This window comes from Roseomonas sp. TF40 (assembly GCF_057219975.1).
In genome coordinates, this window is record NZ_JBXVVR010000006.1 from 187,099 (window position 1) to 203,968 (window position 16,870).

The following is a 16,870-nucleotide window of genomic DNA, read 5'->3' on the forward strand; positions in this document are numbered from 1 at the left end:
CTGGACACAAAGATGAGGGAGAACAAGACCATGCAGGCATTTCGCCTTGCCATGACCCGCGGCGTGGGTGCCGTGGCACTTGCCGCGACGCTGAGCCTGCCCGCCTTCGCGCAGGCGCCGGCGGGCGCCGGTTCGCCGACCCTGGACGCGATCCGCGCCCGCGGCACGCTGATCTGCGGCGTGAACACGGGCCTGGCCGGCTTCGCCCAGCCCGACAGCCAGAGCGTCTGGCGCGGCTTCGATGTGGATTACTGCCGCGCCGTGGCGCTGGCCCTGTGGAACGACGCCTCCAGGGTCCGCTACGTGCCGACCACGGCGCAGAACCGCTTCACCGCGCTCCAGTCCGGCGAAGTGGACATGCTGAGCCGCAACACGACCTGGACGCTCTCGCGCGACACCTCGCTCGGCTTCGACTTCACGGGCATCAACTTCTATGACGGCCAGGGCTTCATGGTGAAGGCCTCGACCGGCGTGACCCGCGCGCGCGACCTCGACGGCGCGACCATCTGCGTGCAGCCCGGCACCACCACCGAGCAGAACCTGACCGACTGGGCGCGCGCCAACCGCATCCGCTTCACCCCCGTGGTGATCGAGCAGCTGCAGGAAGTGGTGCAGGCCTATGTCGCCGGTCGCTGCGACGCCTACACCACGGACGTCTCCGGCCTCGCCGCCGTGCGCTCGGCCCAGCAGCGGCCGGCCGACCACACCATCCTGCCCGATGTGATCAGCAAGGAGCCGCTGGGCCCGCTGGTGCGCCATGGCGACCAGCGCTTCGCGGACCTGCTCCGCTGGATCCATTTCGGCCTGGTGGGTGCCGAGGAACTGGGCATCACGGCGGCGAATGTGGTGCAGCAATCCACCGCCAGCACCAATCCTGAGGTCGCCCGCATGCTCGGCCGCACCGGGGATCTGGGCCGCATGCTCGGCGTGGACAACGCCTTCATGGTCAATGTGATCCGCGAACTGGGCAATTACGGCGAGATCTTCGCCCGCAACCTGGGCCCGATCGGCCTGCAGCGCGGCCCGAACGCGCTCTGGACCACGGCGGGTGGCCTGCAATACGCGCCGCCCTTCCGCTGAGCCAGCGCTGAACGGGGCCGGGACTCACATCCCGGCCCCGACTTTGCATAGACTACACCGGGTGCCAGCCGGACAGGGGAGCCAACCCCGGTCACGGATACCTTGCAGCAGGGAAGCAGCATGTCCTCATCAACCGCCGATCCGCGCTACGCCAAGGCCGGACCGCCGCGCCGGCCGATCCGGCTTTCCTGGTCTGATGAGCGCCTGCGCGGCATCGTCTGGCAGGTCCTGATCGTCGGCTTCATCGGCAGCGTCATCTATTGGCTCTGGTCGAACACCGTCCACAATCTGGAAGTGCGCCGGATCGCCACGGGATTTGCCTTCCTGGCGCGTGAGGCCGGGCTGCCGATCGGCGAGAGCCTGATCGCCTATGAGCCCACGGACAGCTATCTGCGTGCCCTCATGGTGGGCGTGCTGAACACGCTCAAGGTCGCGGTGGTCGGCGTGGTGCTGGCCACCATCCTCGGCACGCTGATCGGCATTGCGCGGCTGTCCAGGAACTGGCTCGTCTCCAAGATCGCCGCCGTCTATGTCGAGGTGATCCGCGACCTGCCGCTGCTGCTGCAACTGCTGTTCTGGTACACGATCCTGCAAGGCCTGCCTGGGCCGCGCCAGGCGCTGAACCCGGTGGAAGGGGTGTTCCTGTCGAACCGCGGCATGAAGCTGCCCTTCATCCAGTGGGAGACGGCACATAGCTGGACCATCGTCGCGTTCCTGGTGGGCATCGTCGCCACCATCCTCACGGCGCGCGCCCAACGTGCCCGGCAATATGCGGATGGCCAGCCCCGCAAGCTCTGGCCCTTCGCCATCGGTTTCCTCCTGGGCTTTCCCCTGGTGGTCTGGGCCGCGCATGGCGCCCCCTGGACCGTCGACTGGCCGGCGCTGCGCGGCTTCAACTTCCGCGGTGGCCTGACGGTCAGCCCCGAATACTTCGCGCTGCTGATCGGCCTCGTCACCTACACGGCGGGCTTCATCGCCGAGATCGTGCGCGCCGGCATCCAATCCGTCAGTGGCGGGCAATGGGAGGCGGCCGAGGCGCTGGGCATGCGGCGCGGCGACATCCTCAAGAAGATCGTGCTGCCCCAGGCCCTGCGCGTCATCGTGCCGCCCATGACGAGCCAGTATCTCAACCTGACGAAGAACAGCTCGCTTGCTGTCGCCATCGGCTACCAGGACATCGTCAGCATCGCGAACACGACGCTGAACCAGACCGGCCAGGCGATCGAGGGCATCGCGATCATCATGCTGGTCTACCTGACGATCAGCCTGTCGATCTCCCTCTTCATGAACTGGTACAACGCGCGCATTGCGCTGGTGGAGCGCTGACCATGAGTGAAATGGCCATGGCTTCGATGCCTACCCCCACCACGGAACCGCGCCGCGCGCCGCCGATCGCCACGACCGGCGCCATCGCCTGGGCGAAGCAGAACCTGTTCTCCTCCTGGCTCAGCACCGCGGTCACGCTGGTGCTGGTCTATCTGATCGCGCGCTGGACCATCGGCTTCATCGACTGGGCCTTCGTGAACAGCATCTGGTCCGTCCCCGTGGTGAACGGCCAGGCGCAGACCGCCGCCTGCCGCGAGATCAAGGGGGTTGGCGCCTGCTGGGCCGTGATCACGGAGAAGCACCGCTTCATCCTGTTCGGCACCTACCCCTATGAGGAGCATTGGCGCCCGCTGGTCGCCTGCTTCCTGTTCGTGGGTCTTTACATCGTCTCGGCCATGCGCCGCTTCTGGAACTGGCGGCTGATCCCGATCTGGCTCGGCACACTGACGCTGATCGGCGTGCTGATGTGGGGCGGCATCCTGGGCATGACCTTCGTGCCGCAGGAGCGTTGGGGCGGCCTGCCGATCACGCTGATCCTGTCCACCTTCGGCCTGGCCTTCGCCTTCCCGATCGCGGTGCTGGTGGCGCTCGGCCGGCGCTCCAAGCTGCCGGCGATCAAGACGCTTTGCGTGCTGTATGTGGAGCTGATCCGCGGCGTGCCGCTGATCAGCCTGCTGTTCATGGCCAGCGTGATGTTCCCGCTCTTCCTGCCGGAGGGGATGAACATCGACAAGCTGCTGCGCGCGCAGGTCGCCATCACGCTCTTCGCCGCGGCCTATCTGGCGGAGGTGGTGCGCGCGGGGCTGCAGGCGCTGCCGCGCGGGCAGTATGAGGCCGCCGATGCGCTCGGCCTCTCCTATTGGCAGAAGACCGGCTTCATCATCCTGCCGCAGGCACTGCGGCTGGTGATCCCGCCGCTGGTGAACACCTTCATCGGCTTCTTCAAGGACACGTCGCTGGTGCTGATCATCGGCATCTTCGACCTGCTGACGGCGGGCAAGACCGCGATCGTCGAGCCCTCCTGGCAGGGCTTCGGCATCGAGGTCTATGTCACGGTCGGGCTGATCTACCTCGTCTTCTGCTTCGCCATGAGCAAATACAGCCAGGATCTGGAACGCGACCTGAACGCGCATCGGCGCCGTTGACGGCGATGCGCGAAGTTGCGATGCCACAAGGATACAGGGAGAATTCAGATGGGTGAGACCATGGAGATGGTGGGGCAGGTTGCCTCCGCCATGCGTACGGATGCGCCGCCGGCCATCGTGCTGGAGGGCGTGAACAAGTGGTTCGGCGCGCTGCATGTGCTGCGCGACGTCAACCTCTCGGTCGCCAGCGGCGAGCGTGTGGTGGTCTGCGGGCCTTCGGGCTCGGGCAAATCCACCCTGATCCGCTGCATCAACCGGCTCGAGACGCACCAGGAAGGCAAGATCATCGTCGATGGCATCGAGCTGTCGGACGATCTGCGCTCGCTCGACGCCATCCGCCGCGAGGTCGGGATGGTGTTCCAGAGCTTCAACCTGTTCCCCCACCTCACCATCCTCGAGAACTGCACCCTCGCGCCCATCTGGGTGCGGCGGATGCCGAAGAAGGATGCCGAGGAACTGGCGATGGAATACCTGACCCGCGTCAGGATTCCCGAGCAGGCGAAGAAGTATCCCGGCCAGCTCTCGGGCGGGCAGCAGCAGCGCGTGGCCATCGCCCGCGCGCTGTGCATGAAGCCCAAGATCATGCTGTTCGACGAGCCGACCAGCGCGCTCGATCCCGAGATGATCAAGGAAGTGCTGGACACCATGGTGATGCTGGCCGCGACCGGCATGACCATGATCTGCGTGACGCATGAGATGGGCTTCGCCCGCCAGGTGGCCGATCGCGTGGTCTTCATGGACCGTGGCGAGATCGTGGAGAGCGGCGAGCCGGAAGGCCTGTTCAACGACCCCAAGACGGACCGCCTGAAGCTGTTCCTGTCGCAGATCCTGCGCGGGCACTAAGCTTGCTGCGCGCCCCCGCGGTGCCCTTGCGCCGCGGGGCCAAGCGGGCCTATGCCTGAGTCGGTTACGGCTTCGGAGTGCCCCCTTGAGCCATTCCCCCGCAGCAGATCGTCCCGTGACGAAGGCTGCCCTGATCGGTGTCCTGGGCATCGTCTATGGCGATATCGGCACCAGCCCCCTCTACGCCATGCGCGCCGCGCTGCTGCATTTCGCGGATGACGGGGTCGAGCGCTGGGAGATCCTGGGCCTGCTCAGCCTGATCTTCTGGGCGCTGGTGCTGACCGTCACGGTGAAATACGTGCTCTTCGTGCTGCGCGCCGACAACCGTGGCGAAGGCGGCATCCTGGCGCTGATGGCGCTCGCGCAGCGCCACACGGCGACACCGCGCGGGCGCTGGATCGTGGCGCTGATCGGCATCGTCGGGGCCTCGTTGTTCTTTGGCGACGGCATCATCACGCCCGCCATCTCCGTGCTCAGCGCGGTCGAGGGGCTGAAGGTCATCTCGCCCACCTTCGAGGAAGCCGTGGTGCCCATCGCGCTCGGCATCCTGCTCGCGCTCTTCCTGGTGCAGTGGAAGGGCACGGGCAGCATGGGCGCGATCTTCGGCCCCATCTGCCTGGTGTGGTTCCTGGTGCTGGGCACGCTCGGCCTGATCGAGGTGGTGCAGGAACCGGGCGTGCTGGTCGCGCTCTCCCCCACCTACGCGATCGGGTTCTGCGCGCATTACAAGCTGGCGGCCTTCATCGCCTTCGGCTCGGTCGTGCTGGCCGTGACGGGGGCCGAGGCGCTCTACGCCGACATGGGCCATTTCGGCCGTCGCCCGATCCAGCTGGCCTGGGTCGCGCTGGTGCTGCCCGCGCTGACCCTGAACTATTTCGGCCAGGGCGCGCTGCTGCTCTCGGATGCCACCACCATCGAGAACCCCTTCTTCCTGCTGGCGCCGGAGTGGTTCCGCCTGCCGCTGGTGGTGCTGGCGACGGCGGCGACCATCATCGCCTCCCAGGCCATGATATCGGGGGCCTACTCGATCGCGCGGCAATGCGTGCAGCTCGGCTTCACGCCGCGGCTCGAGGTGCGCCACACCAGCGAGACCGAGCAGGGCCAGATCTACATGCCGCAGGTGAACTTCATGCTCCTGATCGGCGTGATCATCCTGGTGCTCGAGTTCAAGAACAGCGACAGCCTGGCCGCCGCCTATGGCCTTGCGGTCACCGGCACCTTCCTGTGCACCTCCTGCCTCGCCCTGCTGGTGTTCCGGCGCGTCTATGGCTGGGCATGGCCCCTGGTGATCGGCGTCTTCGGGCCGCTGCTGCTGCTCGACCTCGCCTATTTCATCTCGACCGCGCTGAAGATCCCCGAGGGCGGCTACGTGCCGCTGCTGCTGGGCATCTTCACCTTCATCCTGATGCTGACCTGGAAGCAGGGGCGCGAGTTGCTCTTCGCGCGCTTCCGGCAGGACAGCCTGCCGCTGAAATCCTTCCTCGCCCGCCTGCCGCAGAGCCGCACCACGCGCGTGCCGGGCATCGCCGTGTTCATGACCGGGCAGGCGGATTTCGTGCCGGCCGCGTTGCTGCACAACCTCAAGCACAACAAGGTGCTGCACCAGCGCGTGCTGTTCGTGACCGTGATCAATGAGGACATCCCGCGAGTCGGCGCCGAGGCACGGCGCGAGGTGACGGAGCTTGCCCCCGACATCCACCGCGTGATCCTGCGCTACGGCTTCCAGGAGAGCCCGCACATCCCGCGGGAGCTGGAATCGCTGCGCGACATCGGCATCCCCTTCGAGCCGATGCAGACCAGCTACTTCCTGGGGCGCGAGACGGTGGTGGCGGCTGCGGTGCCGAAGATGTCGCGCTGGCGGCAGTGGATCTTCACGCTGCTGACCCGCAACTCCATGCCGGCGACGGAGTTCTTCCGCATTCCTTCCGACCGCGTGGTGGAACTCGGCGTCAGGGTCGCCATCTGAAACGCCAGGGAGGGTCCGGCCATTGGCAGGGCGGCGCATGCAGGTGACGATGGTGATGGCTTGGCAGCCGGGCAGCCCGGCCGAGGCGCATCTGATCCGCTTCACGGCCGTGCTCGACGCGCAAGGTCACTTCGACCGCGCGGCCTGGCTCGCGGACCCGCAGCCCTGGCCGGCGGAACGCCACCGCCCCGACGCACCCATACGCCATGGCGATGTGATCCATGACGAGGAGGGCTGGTCGCTGCGCCTTACGCCGGGCGAGGGCATAGATCCGGAAGCTGCGCCGCACCGGCTGCTGAACCTCGAAGGCGGCCTGCGCCCCGGCGAAGTGGTGAGCCTGTGCGCCCCCAACGGCGTCACCACCGCCTGGCGGGTGGTCAGCATCGGCTGAGTTCGCGCATGATGGATCGTGGCGGATCGATGCCAAGCTCCATAAGACATTGAAACTAAATCACTATTGATGGGCACCGATGCACCGGACGCCGATGGCGAAGAACCCGCGCGCCCGAGAGGATACCGAAAAACTTAGCCAAGGCTGCATTTTCGTGCTTGAACGTGAAGATGCAGAGACCATCCTCTTGGCCAAGGTTTTTCCGTCCGGAAGCAGGGGGTGATACAGCCATGCATGACCGTCGCCACGACAGCCAGGCAATCCCGCGCCGCAACGCCCTGGCTCTGGGCCTGGGCCTGGCGCTCGGTGCCGCCGGCGCCAGCCCGGCCCTTGCCCAGGGCTCGCAGCGGCGCCTGCCGCTGAATGTGCTCTCCACCATCGCCATGATCGGCGATGTGGTCCGCCAGATCGGCGGCGATCGCATCCGCGCCGAGACGCTGCTGGGAGCGGGGGTCGATCCGCATCTCTATCGCGCCACGCGCGAAGATGTCGCACGCATGCTCCGCGCCGATGTCATCTTCTACAATGGCCTGGTGCTCGAAGGGAAAATGACGGACGCCATCGTGCGGGTCGCGCGCAGCGGCAAGCCGGTCTTCGCCGTCACGGAATTGCTGCCGCAGGAGCAGCTGATCGAGCCCGAAGGCGAGAACGGCCTCTATGACCCGCATGTCTGGATGGATGTGCGGCTATGGTCCCAGGCAGCGGGCTTCATGGCGGACCGGCTGATCGAACTCGATCGCCCCGGGACCAACACCTATCGCCGCAACCTCGCGGCGGTTCAGGCAAAGATGGCGGAGCTCGACGCCTATGCCGAGCGCGCCATCGCCTCGATCCCCGAGCGGCAGCGTGTGCTGGTCACGGCACATGACGCCTTCAACTACTTCGAGCGCCGCTACGCCATCGAGGTTCTCGGCATCCAGGGCCTGTCGACCGAGGGCGAGGCCGGCGTGCGACGCATCCAGGATCTGGTGGACCGGCTGGTCGCCGACCGGATCCCTGCGGTCTTCGTCGAGAGTTCGGTGTCCGACCGCAATGTGCGCGCGCTGGTCGAGGGCGCCGCCGTGCGCGGTCACCGCGTGAGCGTCGGCGGCGAATTGTTCTCCGACGCCATGGGCGAGCCGGGAAGCTATGAGGGCACCTATATCGGCATGATCGATCACAACGTGACGACGCTGGTCCGCGCATTGGGCGGGCAGGCGCCGGAGCGCGGCTTCCAGAATCGTCTCGGCACACGGGCATGAGCCCCTCCGCCGCCGTCGTCGCCTTGCAGGTCGCCCCGCTGGCCGTGCGGCATCTCTCGGTCGCCTACAGCGAGAAGCCGGTGCTGTGGGATGTCACCTGGTCCTGCACGCCGGGGCGGCTTGTGGCGATCGTCGGGCCGAACGGGGCAGGCAAGTCGACGCTGATCAAGGCCACGCTCGGGCTTGTGCCGCGGCTGTCGGGCGATGTGCGGATCTTCGGCCAACCGCTGGCGGCAGCGCGCCGACGCATCGGCTACCTGCCGCAGCGCGCGAGTGTGGACTGGGACTTCCCCGTGACCGCGCTGCAGGTGGCAAGCCAGGGTCGCTATCCGCGCGCCGGCTGGTTCCGTCCCCTGCCCCGCGCGGAGCGGGAGAAGGCGCGGGCTGCGCTGGATGAGGTCGGCATGGCGGATTTCGCGGAGCGCCAGATCGGCCAGCTCTCCGGCGGTCAGCAACAGCGGGTCTTCCTCGCCCGGGCGCTGGCACTCGAAGCCGACCTGTATCTGATGGACGAGCCTTTCGCGGGTGTCGATGCGGCGACCGAGCGCGCCATCGTCGATGTGCTGCAGCGACTGGGCCGTGAGGGGCGCACCGTTGTCGCCGTTCATCACGACCTGGCCACGGCACCGCAGTATTTCCAGGACGTGCTGCTGCTGAACGTGCAGGTCATCGCGCATGGGCCGATGGAGGCCACCTTCACCGCGGCCAATCTCGGCCGGGCCTATGGGGGGCGGCTTTCCCTGCTGGAGCAGGCAGTCGCCGCGGCCAATCGCGACGGTGCGCTGCCGGCACGATGAGCGGCGATTTCCTGGCCGCCCTGGTCTTCTCGGCCGGCTACAATGCCGCGGTCGTCGCCCTCGGCTGCATCGCCTTCGGGCTGGCGGCGGGGGCGGTCGGCTGCTTCGTGCTGCTGCGCGGGCGCGCCCTGGTGAGCGACGCGGCGGCGCATGCCACGCTGCCGGGTGTGGCGGGTGCCTTCATCCTGGCGGCGCTGTTCGGGCTGGATGCGCGTTCGCTCCCGCTGCTGCTGCTGGGCGCGGCGCTGAGCGCGGCGCTCGGCCTTGCCTGTATCTTCGCCATGAACCGCGGCGGGCGGCTGCGCGACGACGCCTCCATGGCACTGGTCCTGTCCATCGGCTACGGCATCGGCGTGGTGCTGTTCTCGGTGGTGCAATCCCTGCCGGTGGGGGGGCAGGCCGGGCTGAAGGGCTTCATCCTCGGTCACGCTGCGGGGATGAGTGCCGCCGACGCCACGCTGATCGCGGGCCTGGCCCTGGCTTGCCTGCTGGCGCTGGCGGTGCTTTTCCGCCCCTTGGCCGCGATGTGCTTCGATGAGAGCTTCGCCGCCGCCGCCGGCCTGCCCGTACGGCTGCTCGATGCGGTCCTGCTCGGGCTGATGCTGGCCATCGCGGTCTCCGGCCTGCGGGCCGTGGGGTTGATCCTTGTGGTGGGGCTCATGGTCATCCCCGCCGTCACCGCCCGGCTGCTGAGCGACCGGCTGGAGGCCATGGTTCCGATTGCCGCGGGCCTGGGTGCCTTTTCCGCCTGGATCGGCACCGCGATGTCCGCCGCGTCGCCGCAATTGCCCACCGGCGCCACCATCGTGTTGACGGCCTGCGCCCTGTTCCTTCTGGCCCTGATCTTCTCCCCCCAGCGCGGGGCGCTGGCCTTTGCATGGCGCCAGGGGCGGCTGTCCCTGACCATCGCGCGCGACCATGCCTTGCGCTCCATGATCGAAGGCGCAGAGCGGGGCGATCCGCCGCGCGATTGGCAGCAATTGGCCGAGACCGCCGGCTGGTCGCGCCTGCAGCGGCTGGTCCTGCCGGCCTGGTTCCACCGGGCGGGGTGGATGATCCCCGGGGCCTTCGCACTCTCGCCAAGCGGCACGGCGCTGGCCGAACACGTCACACGCCGGCATCGCATCTGGGAACACTACATGCAGGCCGCCGGCGGGCTGCCGGCGCCGGCGGCACATCGCGCTGCCGATGAGGTGGAGCACGCCCTGCCCCCCGACGTGGCGCGCGACGCGGAGGCCTGGCTGCGCCGCCATGACCCCGGACGCCTGCCCGAGGACGCCAAATTGCCACGACCCGGTGAAGCGCCGCACGGCGACGCAGGGCGAGGCAGGCACGAATGACCGAATTCCTGCAACTCGACCTCGCACCGCTGCTCGCCGCGACGCTGGCCTGCCTCGTCTGCGGCTTGATCGGCAACCTGCTGCTCCTGACCCGCCAGTCCCTGATGGGCGATGCCATCAGCCATTCCGTGCTGCCAGGCATCGTGCTGGGCTTCTGGATCAGCGGCACGCGCGACCCGGTACCGATGGTCGCGGGGGCGCTGGCGGCAGCGCTGCTGGCGGCCATGCTGATCACCCTGGTCAGCCGCCTCACGCGGCTCGAATCCGGTGCCGCCATGGGCGTGGTCTTCTCGGGTCTGTTTGCGCTCGGCCTCGTGATGATCGAGGCCAGCGGCGCCAGGGCCATCGACCTCGACCTGGACTGCGTCCTCTACGGCCAGCTGGAGGCGCTCATCTGGCCGGCAGCAACGGGGCTTGGCTCCTTCCTGGATCCGGTTGCGATGGCGGAGTTCCCGGCCGAGGTCTGGACACTTTTCGGGGCGCTTGCGCTGATCCTGCTGGCGCTGACCCTGTTGTGGAAGGAACTGCGCCTCGCGGCCTTCGACCCTGACTTCGGCCAGGCGATCGGCTACTCGCCGCGCTTCCTCGCGCCACTGCTGCTCGCCCTGGTCGCCGTGGCCTGCGTCGCGGCATTCTGGGCCGTGGGCTCGGTTCTGGTCATCGCAGCGCTGGTGGCCCCGCCCGCCGTGGCGCGGTTGCTGACCAACAGCTACCGGGCGCAGTTCATGCTCTCGGCTGGCATTGCGGCGACGATGGGCGCCGGCGGCTACCTCGCGGCGGCGGCCATGCCCGGTCTCCTCGGCCTTGGCCATGGACTCAGCGCGTCCGGCATGGTCGCCGTGGTGGCCGGGGTGCTGCTGGCGGCAGCCTGGTATTTCGGCCGCTTCGGCCGAAGCGCCGGAAGAACCGCCCCGATCTACAGCAACATCGACAACCGCTGAATCCGCGCCCGTCTATTTTTTCTGTAGATTCAATGGGTTATATCACAATAGGTCAATCCATCAGGAGCGACCATGCTCTACCGCCTGTGGCAAGTTGGGCCCGGGATGCAGCCGGCGGGGATGTCTTGATCCCGACAGGAGGGAAATCATGGAGCACGACCCGTGCTGAAAGGATTTCCGGCCGGTCTGGGCGCGCAATCTGGGCGAACGGCTATGCCGGGGTCGAACCCTGCCGCTGGGACACGAACTCCTGACGGAGTTCGTCGAGAAGGCGCAGGCGCCCATCGCGCAGTTCCGTATGCCAGAAGGTCCACCCATTGCAGGAGGGCGCGGCCTGGATCTCGGCGCCGACCTTGTGGATCGAGCCCGTGGAGCTTCCGCATCGAAGCGTGCCATCGGCGCCGACCGTCGCGCGCCAGCGGCGGTTGCGATCCGTCAGCATGGTGCCGGGCGGCACAAGCCCCTGCTCCACCAGCATCCCGAAGGCGATCCGCGGCTGTTCGCGCTTGCCGGGCAGGGAGAAGGCCGAACCCTCGGGCAGCGTCTCAACCGCATCCACCCGAAGGCGAGCCGCTGCGGCATAGACATCCTCGCGTTCGATGCCGATGAACCGGCGGCCCAATCGCTTCGCGACGGCGGCGGTGGTTCCGGTTCCCAGGAAGGGATCGAGCACGACATCGCCCGGAGAGGTGCTGGCCACGAGGATACGATGCAGCAACGCTTCGGGCTTCTGGGTCGGGTGCAGCTTCACGCCGTTCTCGCCGCGCAACCGTTCGGCGCCGGTGCAGAGGGGAAAATACCAGTCGCTGCGCATCTGCAGATCGTCGTTCAGGGCCTTCGTGGCCGCATAGTTGAAGCGATACCGGGACTCGGGACCATGCGCCGCCCAGATCAGCGTCTCATGCGCATTCGTGAAGCGGCGCCCCCGGAAATTCGGCATGGGATTGGCCTTGCGCCAGATGATGTCGTTGAGGATCCAGAAGCCGAGATCCTGCACGGCGGCGCCGAGGCGAAAAACGTTGTGGTAGGACCCGATGACCCAAAGGGTTCCATCCTTCCTCAGCACGCGCCGGCATTCGACCAGCCATTGCCGGGTGAAGGCGTCATAGGCCGCGAAATCCGCGAACTGGTCCCAATGATCGTCCACGGCGTCGACCAGGCTCTCATCGGGCCGACGCAGGGAACCCCGGAGCTGAAGGTTGTAGGGTGGATCTGCGAAAACGGCATGCACGGAGGCCGGCGGCAGCATCCGCAGCATGGTGATGCAGTCGCCAACCAGAATCTCGTCGAGCGGCAGGTGAAGGCCCGTGCCCATGGCTTGCGTTCCGCGCCCTTTCGAATCGCCCCGACCACCATGCGCGGGCGGGAGTCGCGTCGTCAACCGAAGCGCAGCACGGCCTGGTCAACGGGCGCAAAGCCACGCCGGTGATGCGGCGTCGGGCCCAGGGCCGCGAGGCGCGCACGATGGGCCGGCGTGGGATAGCCCTGATGCGTCCCATATCCCCAGCCGGGCCAGCGTTTCTCGAGCCGCGACATGGCCTTGTCGCGCAGCACCTTGGCCAGGATGGATGCCGCGGCGATGGAGAGGCTGCGTGCATCGCCGCCGACCACGGCCAGGCTCGGGCAGCCGAAGTCGGGGGTCGCATTCCCATCGCAAAGCACGAGGGCCGGCCTGACCGGCAACCGCTGCACCGCGCGCCGCATGGCGAGGTGACTGGCCCGGAGGATGTTCAGACGCCCGATCTCGGCGACGCTCGCAGCGCCCAGGGCGAAGACCAGAAGCCCCTGGACCGCCGCCTGGCGCAGCGCTTGGTCTGCGCGCTCCCTGTTCCGGGCCGAAAGTCGCTTGCTGTCGTCGAGCAGGGCGGACAGGCAGGGTGGAGGGGGGCCGAGGAAAATGACCGCGGCCGCGAGAACAGGACCGGCCAGCGGACCACGCCCCACCTCGTCCACCCCGGCTACCGGGCCGGGCCCCGCACGCTCAAGGGAGAAGTCGGGCATCAGGATCTCCGGATCGTCAGCAGGGCGCCGGCTGAGGCCGCGCGGGCAGGATTCAAACCGGCACCGGCCAGGCGAAGCGCTGGCGTTCCAGGTAGTCGAGCCGCGCGGCCAGATCCTCCCGCTCGCAGAGCATCACGGAGATCACCCCCACCCCGACCTGGCGCAGCGGCGCCTCGGGCGTGGCGCCGGCGGCGGCGGCAGGGGCAGCTTCGATGGCCAGTTCCAGGCTCGGCCCCTCGGCCATCACGTCGAGCGCGGCGGTGAGCTTGCCGCCCGGCGGCATGTCGAGCGCGAGCGGCTGCCCGCCCCCCGCGCGCAGCACCACGCGCCCGCCGGCGGAAGGGGCGCGCAGCGTCACCAGCAGGCGCAGCGCCGTGCCCGGCGGGGCCGGATGGGTCAGGCGCAGCAGGGCGCGGCCGGGCTTCGTCCAGCAGCCGAAATCCTCGGGCGGGTGCCAGAAGGGGCCGGCGCGCAGCAGATCGGCCAGGGCCATGGCCGGCTCGGGGCGCGGCGCCTGGGGAATCCCGAGCGGCTGCACCAGGCCCAGCGGCGCGGGCACGGGCGGGCCGGGCGGGGTCGGCGGTGTGGCGAAGAGCCGGCCGAGCAGCTGGTCCGCCACGGCGGGCCAGCTGCGCAGCTTCAGCTCGGCGCGGATGCGCGCCTCCAGCGCCGGCAGGGCGGCCGGGTCGAAGAGTAGGCTCTCCAGATGCGCGAGGCATTCCGGCTCGCTCTGCGGGGCGAAATGCAGCGCGAGCCCGGCGCCGGATTCGAGCAGGCCCGAATGGCCCGGCGCGACCACCGCCTTGCCGCGCGCCAGCGCCTCGGTCACCGGCAGGCCCCAGCCCTCATGGTGGCTGTTGTAGAGGGTGAAGAGCGCGCCGTCATAGAGCGGGCCAAGCGAGGAATCGGGGATGTCGCTCAGCACCTCCACCGCCTCGGCCAAGGCAGGCGCGGCGCGCAGCAGGGCGAAGACGGGGCCGGCCTGGAAGCCCGGCCGCCCCACCAGCACCAGCAGCGGCAGGCTCGCCCCCGGGTGGCGGCGCAGCAGCGCCAGCCAGGCGTTGAGGATGAAGAGGTGATCCTTGCGCGCCTCCAGCGTGGCGACGAAGAGCACATAGGGCCGGCCCTGCAGGGCGCTGACCGCCGGGTGCAGCGTGGCGGCGGCGGGCGGGCGCGGCGGCGTGGCGTCCAGCCGCAGCACGGCGGTGGGCGGGGCCGGCAGGCCGGGCAGCAGCTCGGCCCGCAGCCGCAGCAGATCCGCCTCGGTGGCGGCGGAGGTGGTGAAGAGCAGGTCGGCATGCGGGCCGAGGCTCGCGAACCAGCGGCTGAAACTGGCCACCTGTTCGGGCGCGCAATGCTCGGGCACCAGCAGCGGGCCGCAATCATGCACCAGCGTGGCATAGCGCAGGCTGAGCCGCGCCTTCGCCGCGCGCAGCGCCAGGTGGTAGTCGGGCAGGCCCCAGGAAGTGCCGAGATTGACCAGCCAGGCGCCCTCGGGGAAGGCGAGGTCGGGTGCGGCGGCCAGCGCGGCGCCGGCCGCGCCCACGGCTTCCTGCCAGGCGGGGTCCTCGGCCTCCGCGCCGCTGCGCGACAGGGCGGCGAGTCGGAGGAAGATCTCGCGCGGCAGGGCGCGCCAGGTGCCGGTGGCGCCGTTGAAGCCGGCGAGCAGCACACGCCCGGCCGGGGCGGCGGGGCGCAGCGCCGCACTCACCAGCTCGACCTGCACGCGCTGGATGCCCGAGGGGATGCGCGAGGTCGCGAACCAGGAGAGCAGGTCGGACAGGTCGAAGACCACGGTCAGGGCATCGACATGGCTCAGCCCCTCCGGCGGGGGTTCCTGGCCGACAGGCGGCGCACCCTGGCCGAGCAGCCCCGCCACTTCGCGCCAGGCGGCGTCGCTGGCGGGGTCGATCTCGAGCGCGCGGGCATAGGCGGCGCGGGCGGCGGCGACCTCGCCGCTCAGCTTCAGCGCATGGCCGATCTGCACCTGGAGATCGGCATCGGCGGGACGCCAGCGCGCGGCGCGGCGATAGGCGGCGAGCGCGCCGGCGGCGTCGCCCATCTCCTTCAGGCAATGGCCGAGCTGGGTGGCGATGGCCGCGTCATCCGGATGCAGGGCTAGCCAGGCGGCATAGCCACGCGCCGCCGCGGGCCAGTCCTGCGCGTCGCGCCGGCGATCGGCCTCGGCCAGCAGATCCGCCATGCCGCGCGCCCGATCCGGATCCATGCCCTCTCCTGGGCCGCGCTCAGGCGCGGCCGTAATTGTCCTCGAGCCGCACGATGTCGTCCTCGCCCAGATAGGGGCCGGACTGCACCTCGATCAGCGTCAGCGGGATCATGCCGGGATTCTCCAGGCGATGCACGCAGCCGAGCGGGAGGTAGACGCTTTCGTTCTCGCGCAGGAGAATCCGCTCCCCGTCGCGCTCGACGATCGCGGTGCCGGCGACCACCACCCAATGCTCGGCGCGGTGGTAGTGCTTCTGCAAGGAGAGCTTGCGCCCGGGCCGCACGCTGATGCGCTTGACCTGGAAGCGCGCACCATGCGCCACGCCCTCATAGGAACCCCAGGGGCGATAGACCAGGCGCTGCTCGGTCGCCTCCTTCTTGCCGGACGCCTTCAGCTTCTCGACGATCTTCTTCACATCCTGCGCGCGGGCGCGCGGGCAGGCCAGGACGGCGTCGTCGGTGACCACCAGGATCACGTCATCGAGGCCCACCACGGCGGTGAGAAGGCCCTCGCTGCGCACGTAGCAGCGCTTGGAATCGAGCATCTCCACCGGGCCGATCGCGGCGTTGCCGTCGCTGTCCTTCGCCGCGATGTCCCACAGCGAGTCCCAGGAGCCGACATCCGACCAGCCCGGATCGCAGGGCACGACGGCGGCATGGGCCGTGCGCTCCATCACCGCATGGTCGATCGAGATGGAGGGCGCGTCGAGGAAGCCCGGGCCGAGGCGGACGAAATCCAGATCCTCGACATCGCCGGCCACGGCGGCCCGCGCGGCGGCCAGCACGGCCGGGGCATGGGTGGCGAGTTCCGCGATCAGCGTCGCCGCGCCGGCGACGAACATGCCCGAATTCCACAGATGCCGCCCGCCCTCGAGGAAGCGCGCGGCGGTGGCGGCATCGGGCTTCTCGACGAAGCGCGCGACGGCCAGCGCGCCCGGCGCCTCGGCCAGGGGTGCGCCCAGCTCGATGTAGCCATAGCCGGTCTCGGGCGCGGTGGGACGGATGCCGAAGGTGGCGATCCGCCCGGCACGCGCGGCCGCGGCGGCCGGCGCCAGGGCGGTGAGCAGCGCGGGCAGGTCGGCGATCGCCGCATCGGCGGCCATGATCCAGAGCACCGCCTCGGGCTCGGTCTCGGCCACCAGCACGGCGGCGGCGGCGATGGCGGCGGCGGAGTTGCGCGCGGCGGGCTCGAGGATGATGCGCGCATTGGCGATCCCGGCCTCGCGCAGCTGCTCGGCGACCAGGAAGCGATGCTGCTCGCCGCTGACCACGACGGGGGCGGCGAAGCCCTCGCCACGCGCGCGCGCCGCGGTTTCCTGCAGCATCGTGCCCTTGGAGACCAGCGGCCAGAACTGCTTCGGATAGGCCTCCCGCGACAGCGGCCAGAGCCGCGAGCCGGTGCCCCCGCACAGAATCACCGGGACGATCGCGGGGGCGGTTGCGGGCATGTGTTCAGACCTCGGGAAGTGAATGCGGGTGATATGTCGCAGCAATCCGGAAAAAGAAAGGCAACGCCGCCCGATACCCGCCGCGCTTCGTTGCGCCCGGTTTCATCCCGGGGACGGCCGATGGC

General features: G+C 69.2%; 14 protein-coding genes. 10 read left to right on the forward strand and 4 right to left on the reverse strand.

What is annotated here, in order from left to right; all coding sequences use genetic code 11:
* The first annotated feature begins 30 nt into the window (after positions 1–30).
* The 10 genes from AC2D9U_RS17705 (at position 31) to AC2D9U_RS17750 (ending at position 11,070) form a co-directional block, all read left to right on the forward strand.
* Positions 31–1,080 (forward strand): amino acid ABC transporter substrate-binding protein, encoded by a 1,050-nt coding sequence (locus tag AC2D9U_RS17705; RefSeq protein WP_484751522.1) that lies wholly within the window; start codon positions 31–33, stop codon positions 1,078–1,080.
* Between the two features lie 120 nt (positions 1,081–1,200).
* Complete coding sequence (locus AC2D9U_RS17710) at positions 1,201–2,406, forward strand: amino acid ABC transporter permease (RefSeq protein ID WP_484751523.1); 1,206 nt, start codon at positions 1,201–1,203, stop codon at positions 2,404–2,406.
* A 2-nt stretch (positions 2,407–2,408) separates the two neighbouring features.
* Complete coding sequence (locus tag AC2D9U_RS17715) at positions 2,409–3,551, forward strand: amino acid ABC transporter permease (protein ID WP_484751524.1); 1,143 nt, start codon at positions 2,409–2,411, stop codon at positions 3,549–3,551.
* 48 nt (positions 3,552–3,599) lie between these two features.
* Positions 3,600–4,394: an amino acid ABC transporter ATP-binding protein gene (locus tag AC2D9U_RS17720; RefSeq protein ID WP_484751525.1), complete on the forward strand. Its 795-nt coding sequence runs from the start codon at positions 3,600–3,602 to the stop codon at positions 4,392–4,394.
* 115 nt (positions 4,395–4,509) lie between these two features.
* Positions 4,510–6,360: a potassium transporter Kup gene (locus AC2D9U_RS17725; RefSeq protein WP_484751526.1), complete on the forward strand. Its 1,851-nt coding sequence runs from the start codon at positions 4,510–4,512 to the stop codon at positions 6,358–6,360.
* 49 nt (positions 6,361–6,409) lie between these two features.
* A complete protein-coding gene (locus AC2D9U_RS17730) occupies positions 6,410–6,751 on the forward strand; it encodes a hypothetical protein (protein ID WP_484751527.1) in 342 nt (113 codons plus the stop codon).
* A 230-nt stretch (positions 6,752–6,981) separates the two neighbouring features.
* On the forward strand, positions 6,982–7,992 hold the full coding sequence (locus AC2D9U_RS17735; protein ID WP_484751528.1) for a metal ABC transporter solute-binding protein, Zn/Mn family: 1,011 nt from the start codon (positions 6,982–6,984) through the stop codon (positions 7,990–7,992).
* Positions 7,989–8,789: a metal ABC transporter ATP-binding protein gene (locus AC2D9U_RS17740; RefSeq protein WP_484751529.1), complete on the forward strand. Its 801-nt coding sequence runs from the start codon at positions 7,989–7,991 to the stop codon at positions 8,787–8,789. Before AC2D9U_RS17735 ends, AC2D9U_RS17740 begins: the two co-directional genes overlap by 4 nt.
* A complete protein-coding gene (locus tag AC2D9U_RS17745) occupies positions 8,786–10,129 on the forward strand; it encodes a metal ABC transporter permease (protein ID WP_484751530.1) in 1,344 nt (447 codons plus the stop codon). The genes AC2D9U_RS17740 and AC2D9U_RS17745 overlap by 4 nt, the downstream gene beginning before the upstream one ends.
* Entirely contained in the window at positions 10,126–11,070 is a 945-nt protein-coding gene (locus AC2D9U_RS17750) for a metal ABC transporter permease (protein WP_484751531.1), read from the forward strand. The genes AC2D9U_RS17745 and AC2D9U_RS17750 overlap by 4 nt, the downstream gene beginning before the upstream one ends.
* A gap of 211 nt (positions 11,071–11,281) precedes the next feature.
* Here AC2D9U_RS17750 and AC2D9U_RS17755 read toward each other — a convergent pair whose 3' ends face one another.
* The 4 genes from AC2D9U_RS17755 to AC2D9U_RS17770 all read right to left on the reverse strand — a co-directional run bounded on the left by AC2D9U_RS17755 (position 11,282) and on the right by AC2D9U_RS17770 (position 16,745).
* Positions 11,282–12,385, reverse strand: a complete 1,104-nt coding sequence (locus AC2D9U_RS17755; protein WP_484751532.1) for a DNA methyltransferase — start codon at positions 12,383–12,385, stop codon at positions 11,282–11,284.
* Positions 12,386–12,447: 62 nt separating this feature from the next.
* Positions 12,448–13,071, reverse strand: a complete 624-nt coding sequence (locus tag AC2D9U_RS17760) for a ribonuclease HII (RefSeq protein WP_484751533.1) — start codon at positions 13,069–13,071, stop codon at positions 12,448–12,450.
* A gap of 52 nt (positions 13,072–13,123) precedes the next feature.
* Positions 13,124–15,298 carry a glycosyltransferase gene (locus AC2D9U_RS17765; RefSeq protein WP_484751534.1) on the reverse strand — a complete coding sequence of 725 codons (2,175 nt, stop codon included), beginning with the start codon at positions 15,296–15,298 and terminating at the stop codon, positions 13,124–13,126.
* A 19-nt stretch (positions 15,299–15,317) separates the two neighbouring features.
* The gene (locus tag AC2D9U_RS17770) at positions 15,318–16,745 is read right to left on the reverse strand and encodes a mannose-1-phosphate guanylyltransferase/mannose-6-phosphate isomerase (protein ID WP_484751535.1); all 1,428 of its coding nucleotides are present in this window, start codon (positions 16,743–16,745) and stop codon (positions 15,318–15,320) included.
* Positions 16,746–16,870: the final 125 nt, after the last annotated feature.

Excerpts from the sequence above, each read along its gene's own strand:
- AC2D9U_RS17705 (WP_484751522.1), top strand. The coding sequence starts at position 31 with ATGCAGGCATTTCGCCTTGCCATGACCCGCGGCGTGGGTGCCGTGGCA.
- AC2D9U_RS17710 (WP_484751523.1), top strand. The coding sequence starts at position 1,201 with ATGTCCTCATCAACCGCCGATCCGCGCTACGCCAAGGCCGGACCGCCG.
- AC2D9U_RS17715 (WP_484751524.1), top strand. The coding sequence starts at position 2,409 with ATGAGTGAAATGGCCATGGCTTCGATGCCTACCCCCACCACGGAACCG.
- AC2D9U_RS17720 (WP_484751525.1), top strand. The coding sequence starts at position 3,600 with ATGGGTGAGACCATGGAGATGGTGGGGCAGGTTGCCTCCGCCATGCGT.
- AC2D9U_RS17730 (WP_484751527.1), top strand. The coding sequence starts at position 6,410 with ATGGTGATGGCTTGGCAGCCGGGCAGCCCGGCCGAGGCGCATCTGATC.
- AC2D9U_RS17735 (WP_484751528.1), top strand. The coding sequence starts at position 6,982 with ATGCATGACCGTCGCCACGACAGCCAGGCAATCCCGCGCCGCAACGCC.
- AC2D9U_RS17740 (WP_484751529.1), top strand. The coding sequence starts at position 7,989 with ATGAGCCCCTCCGCCGCCGTCGTCGCCTTGCAGGTCGCCCCGCTGGCC.
- AC2D9U_RS17745 (WP_484751530.1), top strand. The coding sequence starts at position 8,786 with ATGAGCGGCGATTTCCTGGCCGCCCTGGTCTTCTCGGCCGGCTACAAT.
- AC2D9U_RS17750 (WP_484751531.1), top strand. The coding sequence starts at position 10,126 with ATGACCGAATTCCTGCAACTCGACCTCGCACCGCTGCTCGCCGCGACG.
- AC2D9U_RS17755 (WP_484751532.1), bottom strand. The coding sequence starts at position 12,385 with ATGGGCACGGGCCTTCACCTGCCGCTCGACGAGATTCTGGTTGGCGAC.
- AC2D9U_RS17760 (WP_484751533.1), bottom strand. The coding sequence starts at position 13,071 with ATGCCCGACTTCTCCCTTGAGCGTGCGGGGCCCGGCCCGGTAGCCGGG.
- AC2D9U_RS17765 (WP_484751534.1), bottom strand. The coding sequence starts at position 15,298 with ATGGATCCGGATCGGGCGCGCGGCATGGCGGATCTGCTGGCCGAGGCC.
- AC2D9U_RS17770 (WP_484751535.1), bottom strand. The coding sequence starts at position 16,745 with ATGCCCGCAACCGCCCCCGCGATCGTCCCGGTGATTCTGTGCGGGGGC.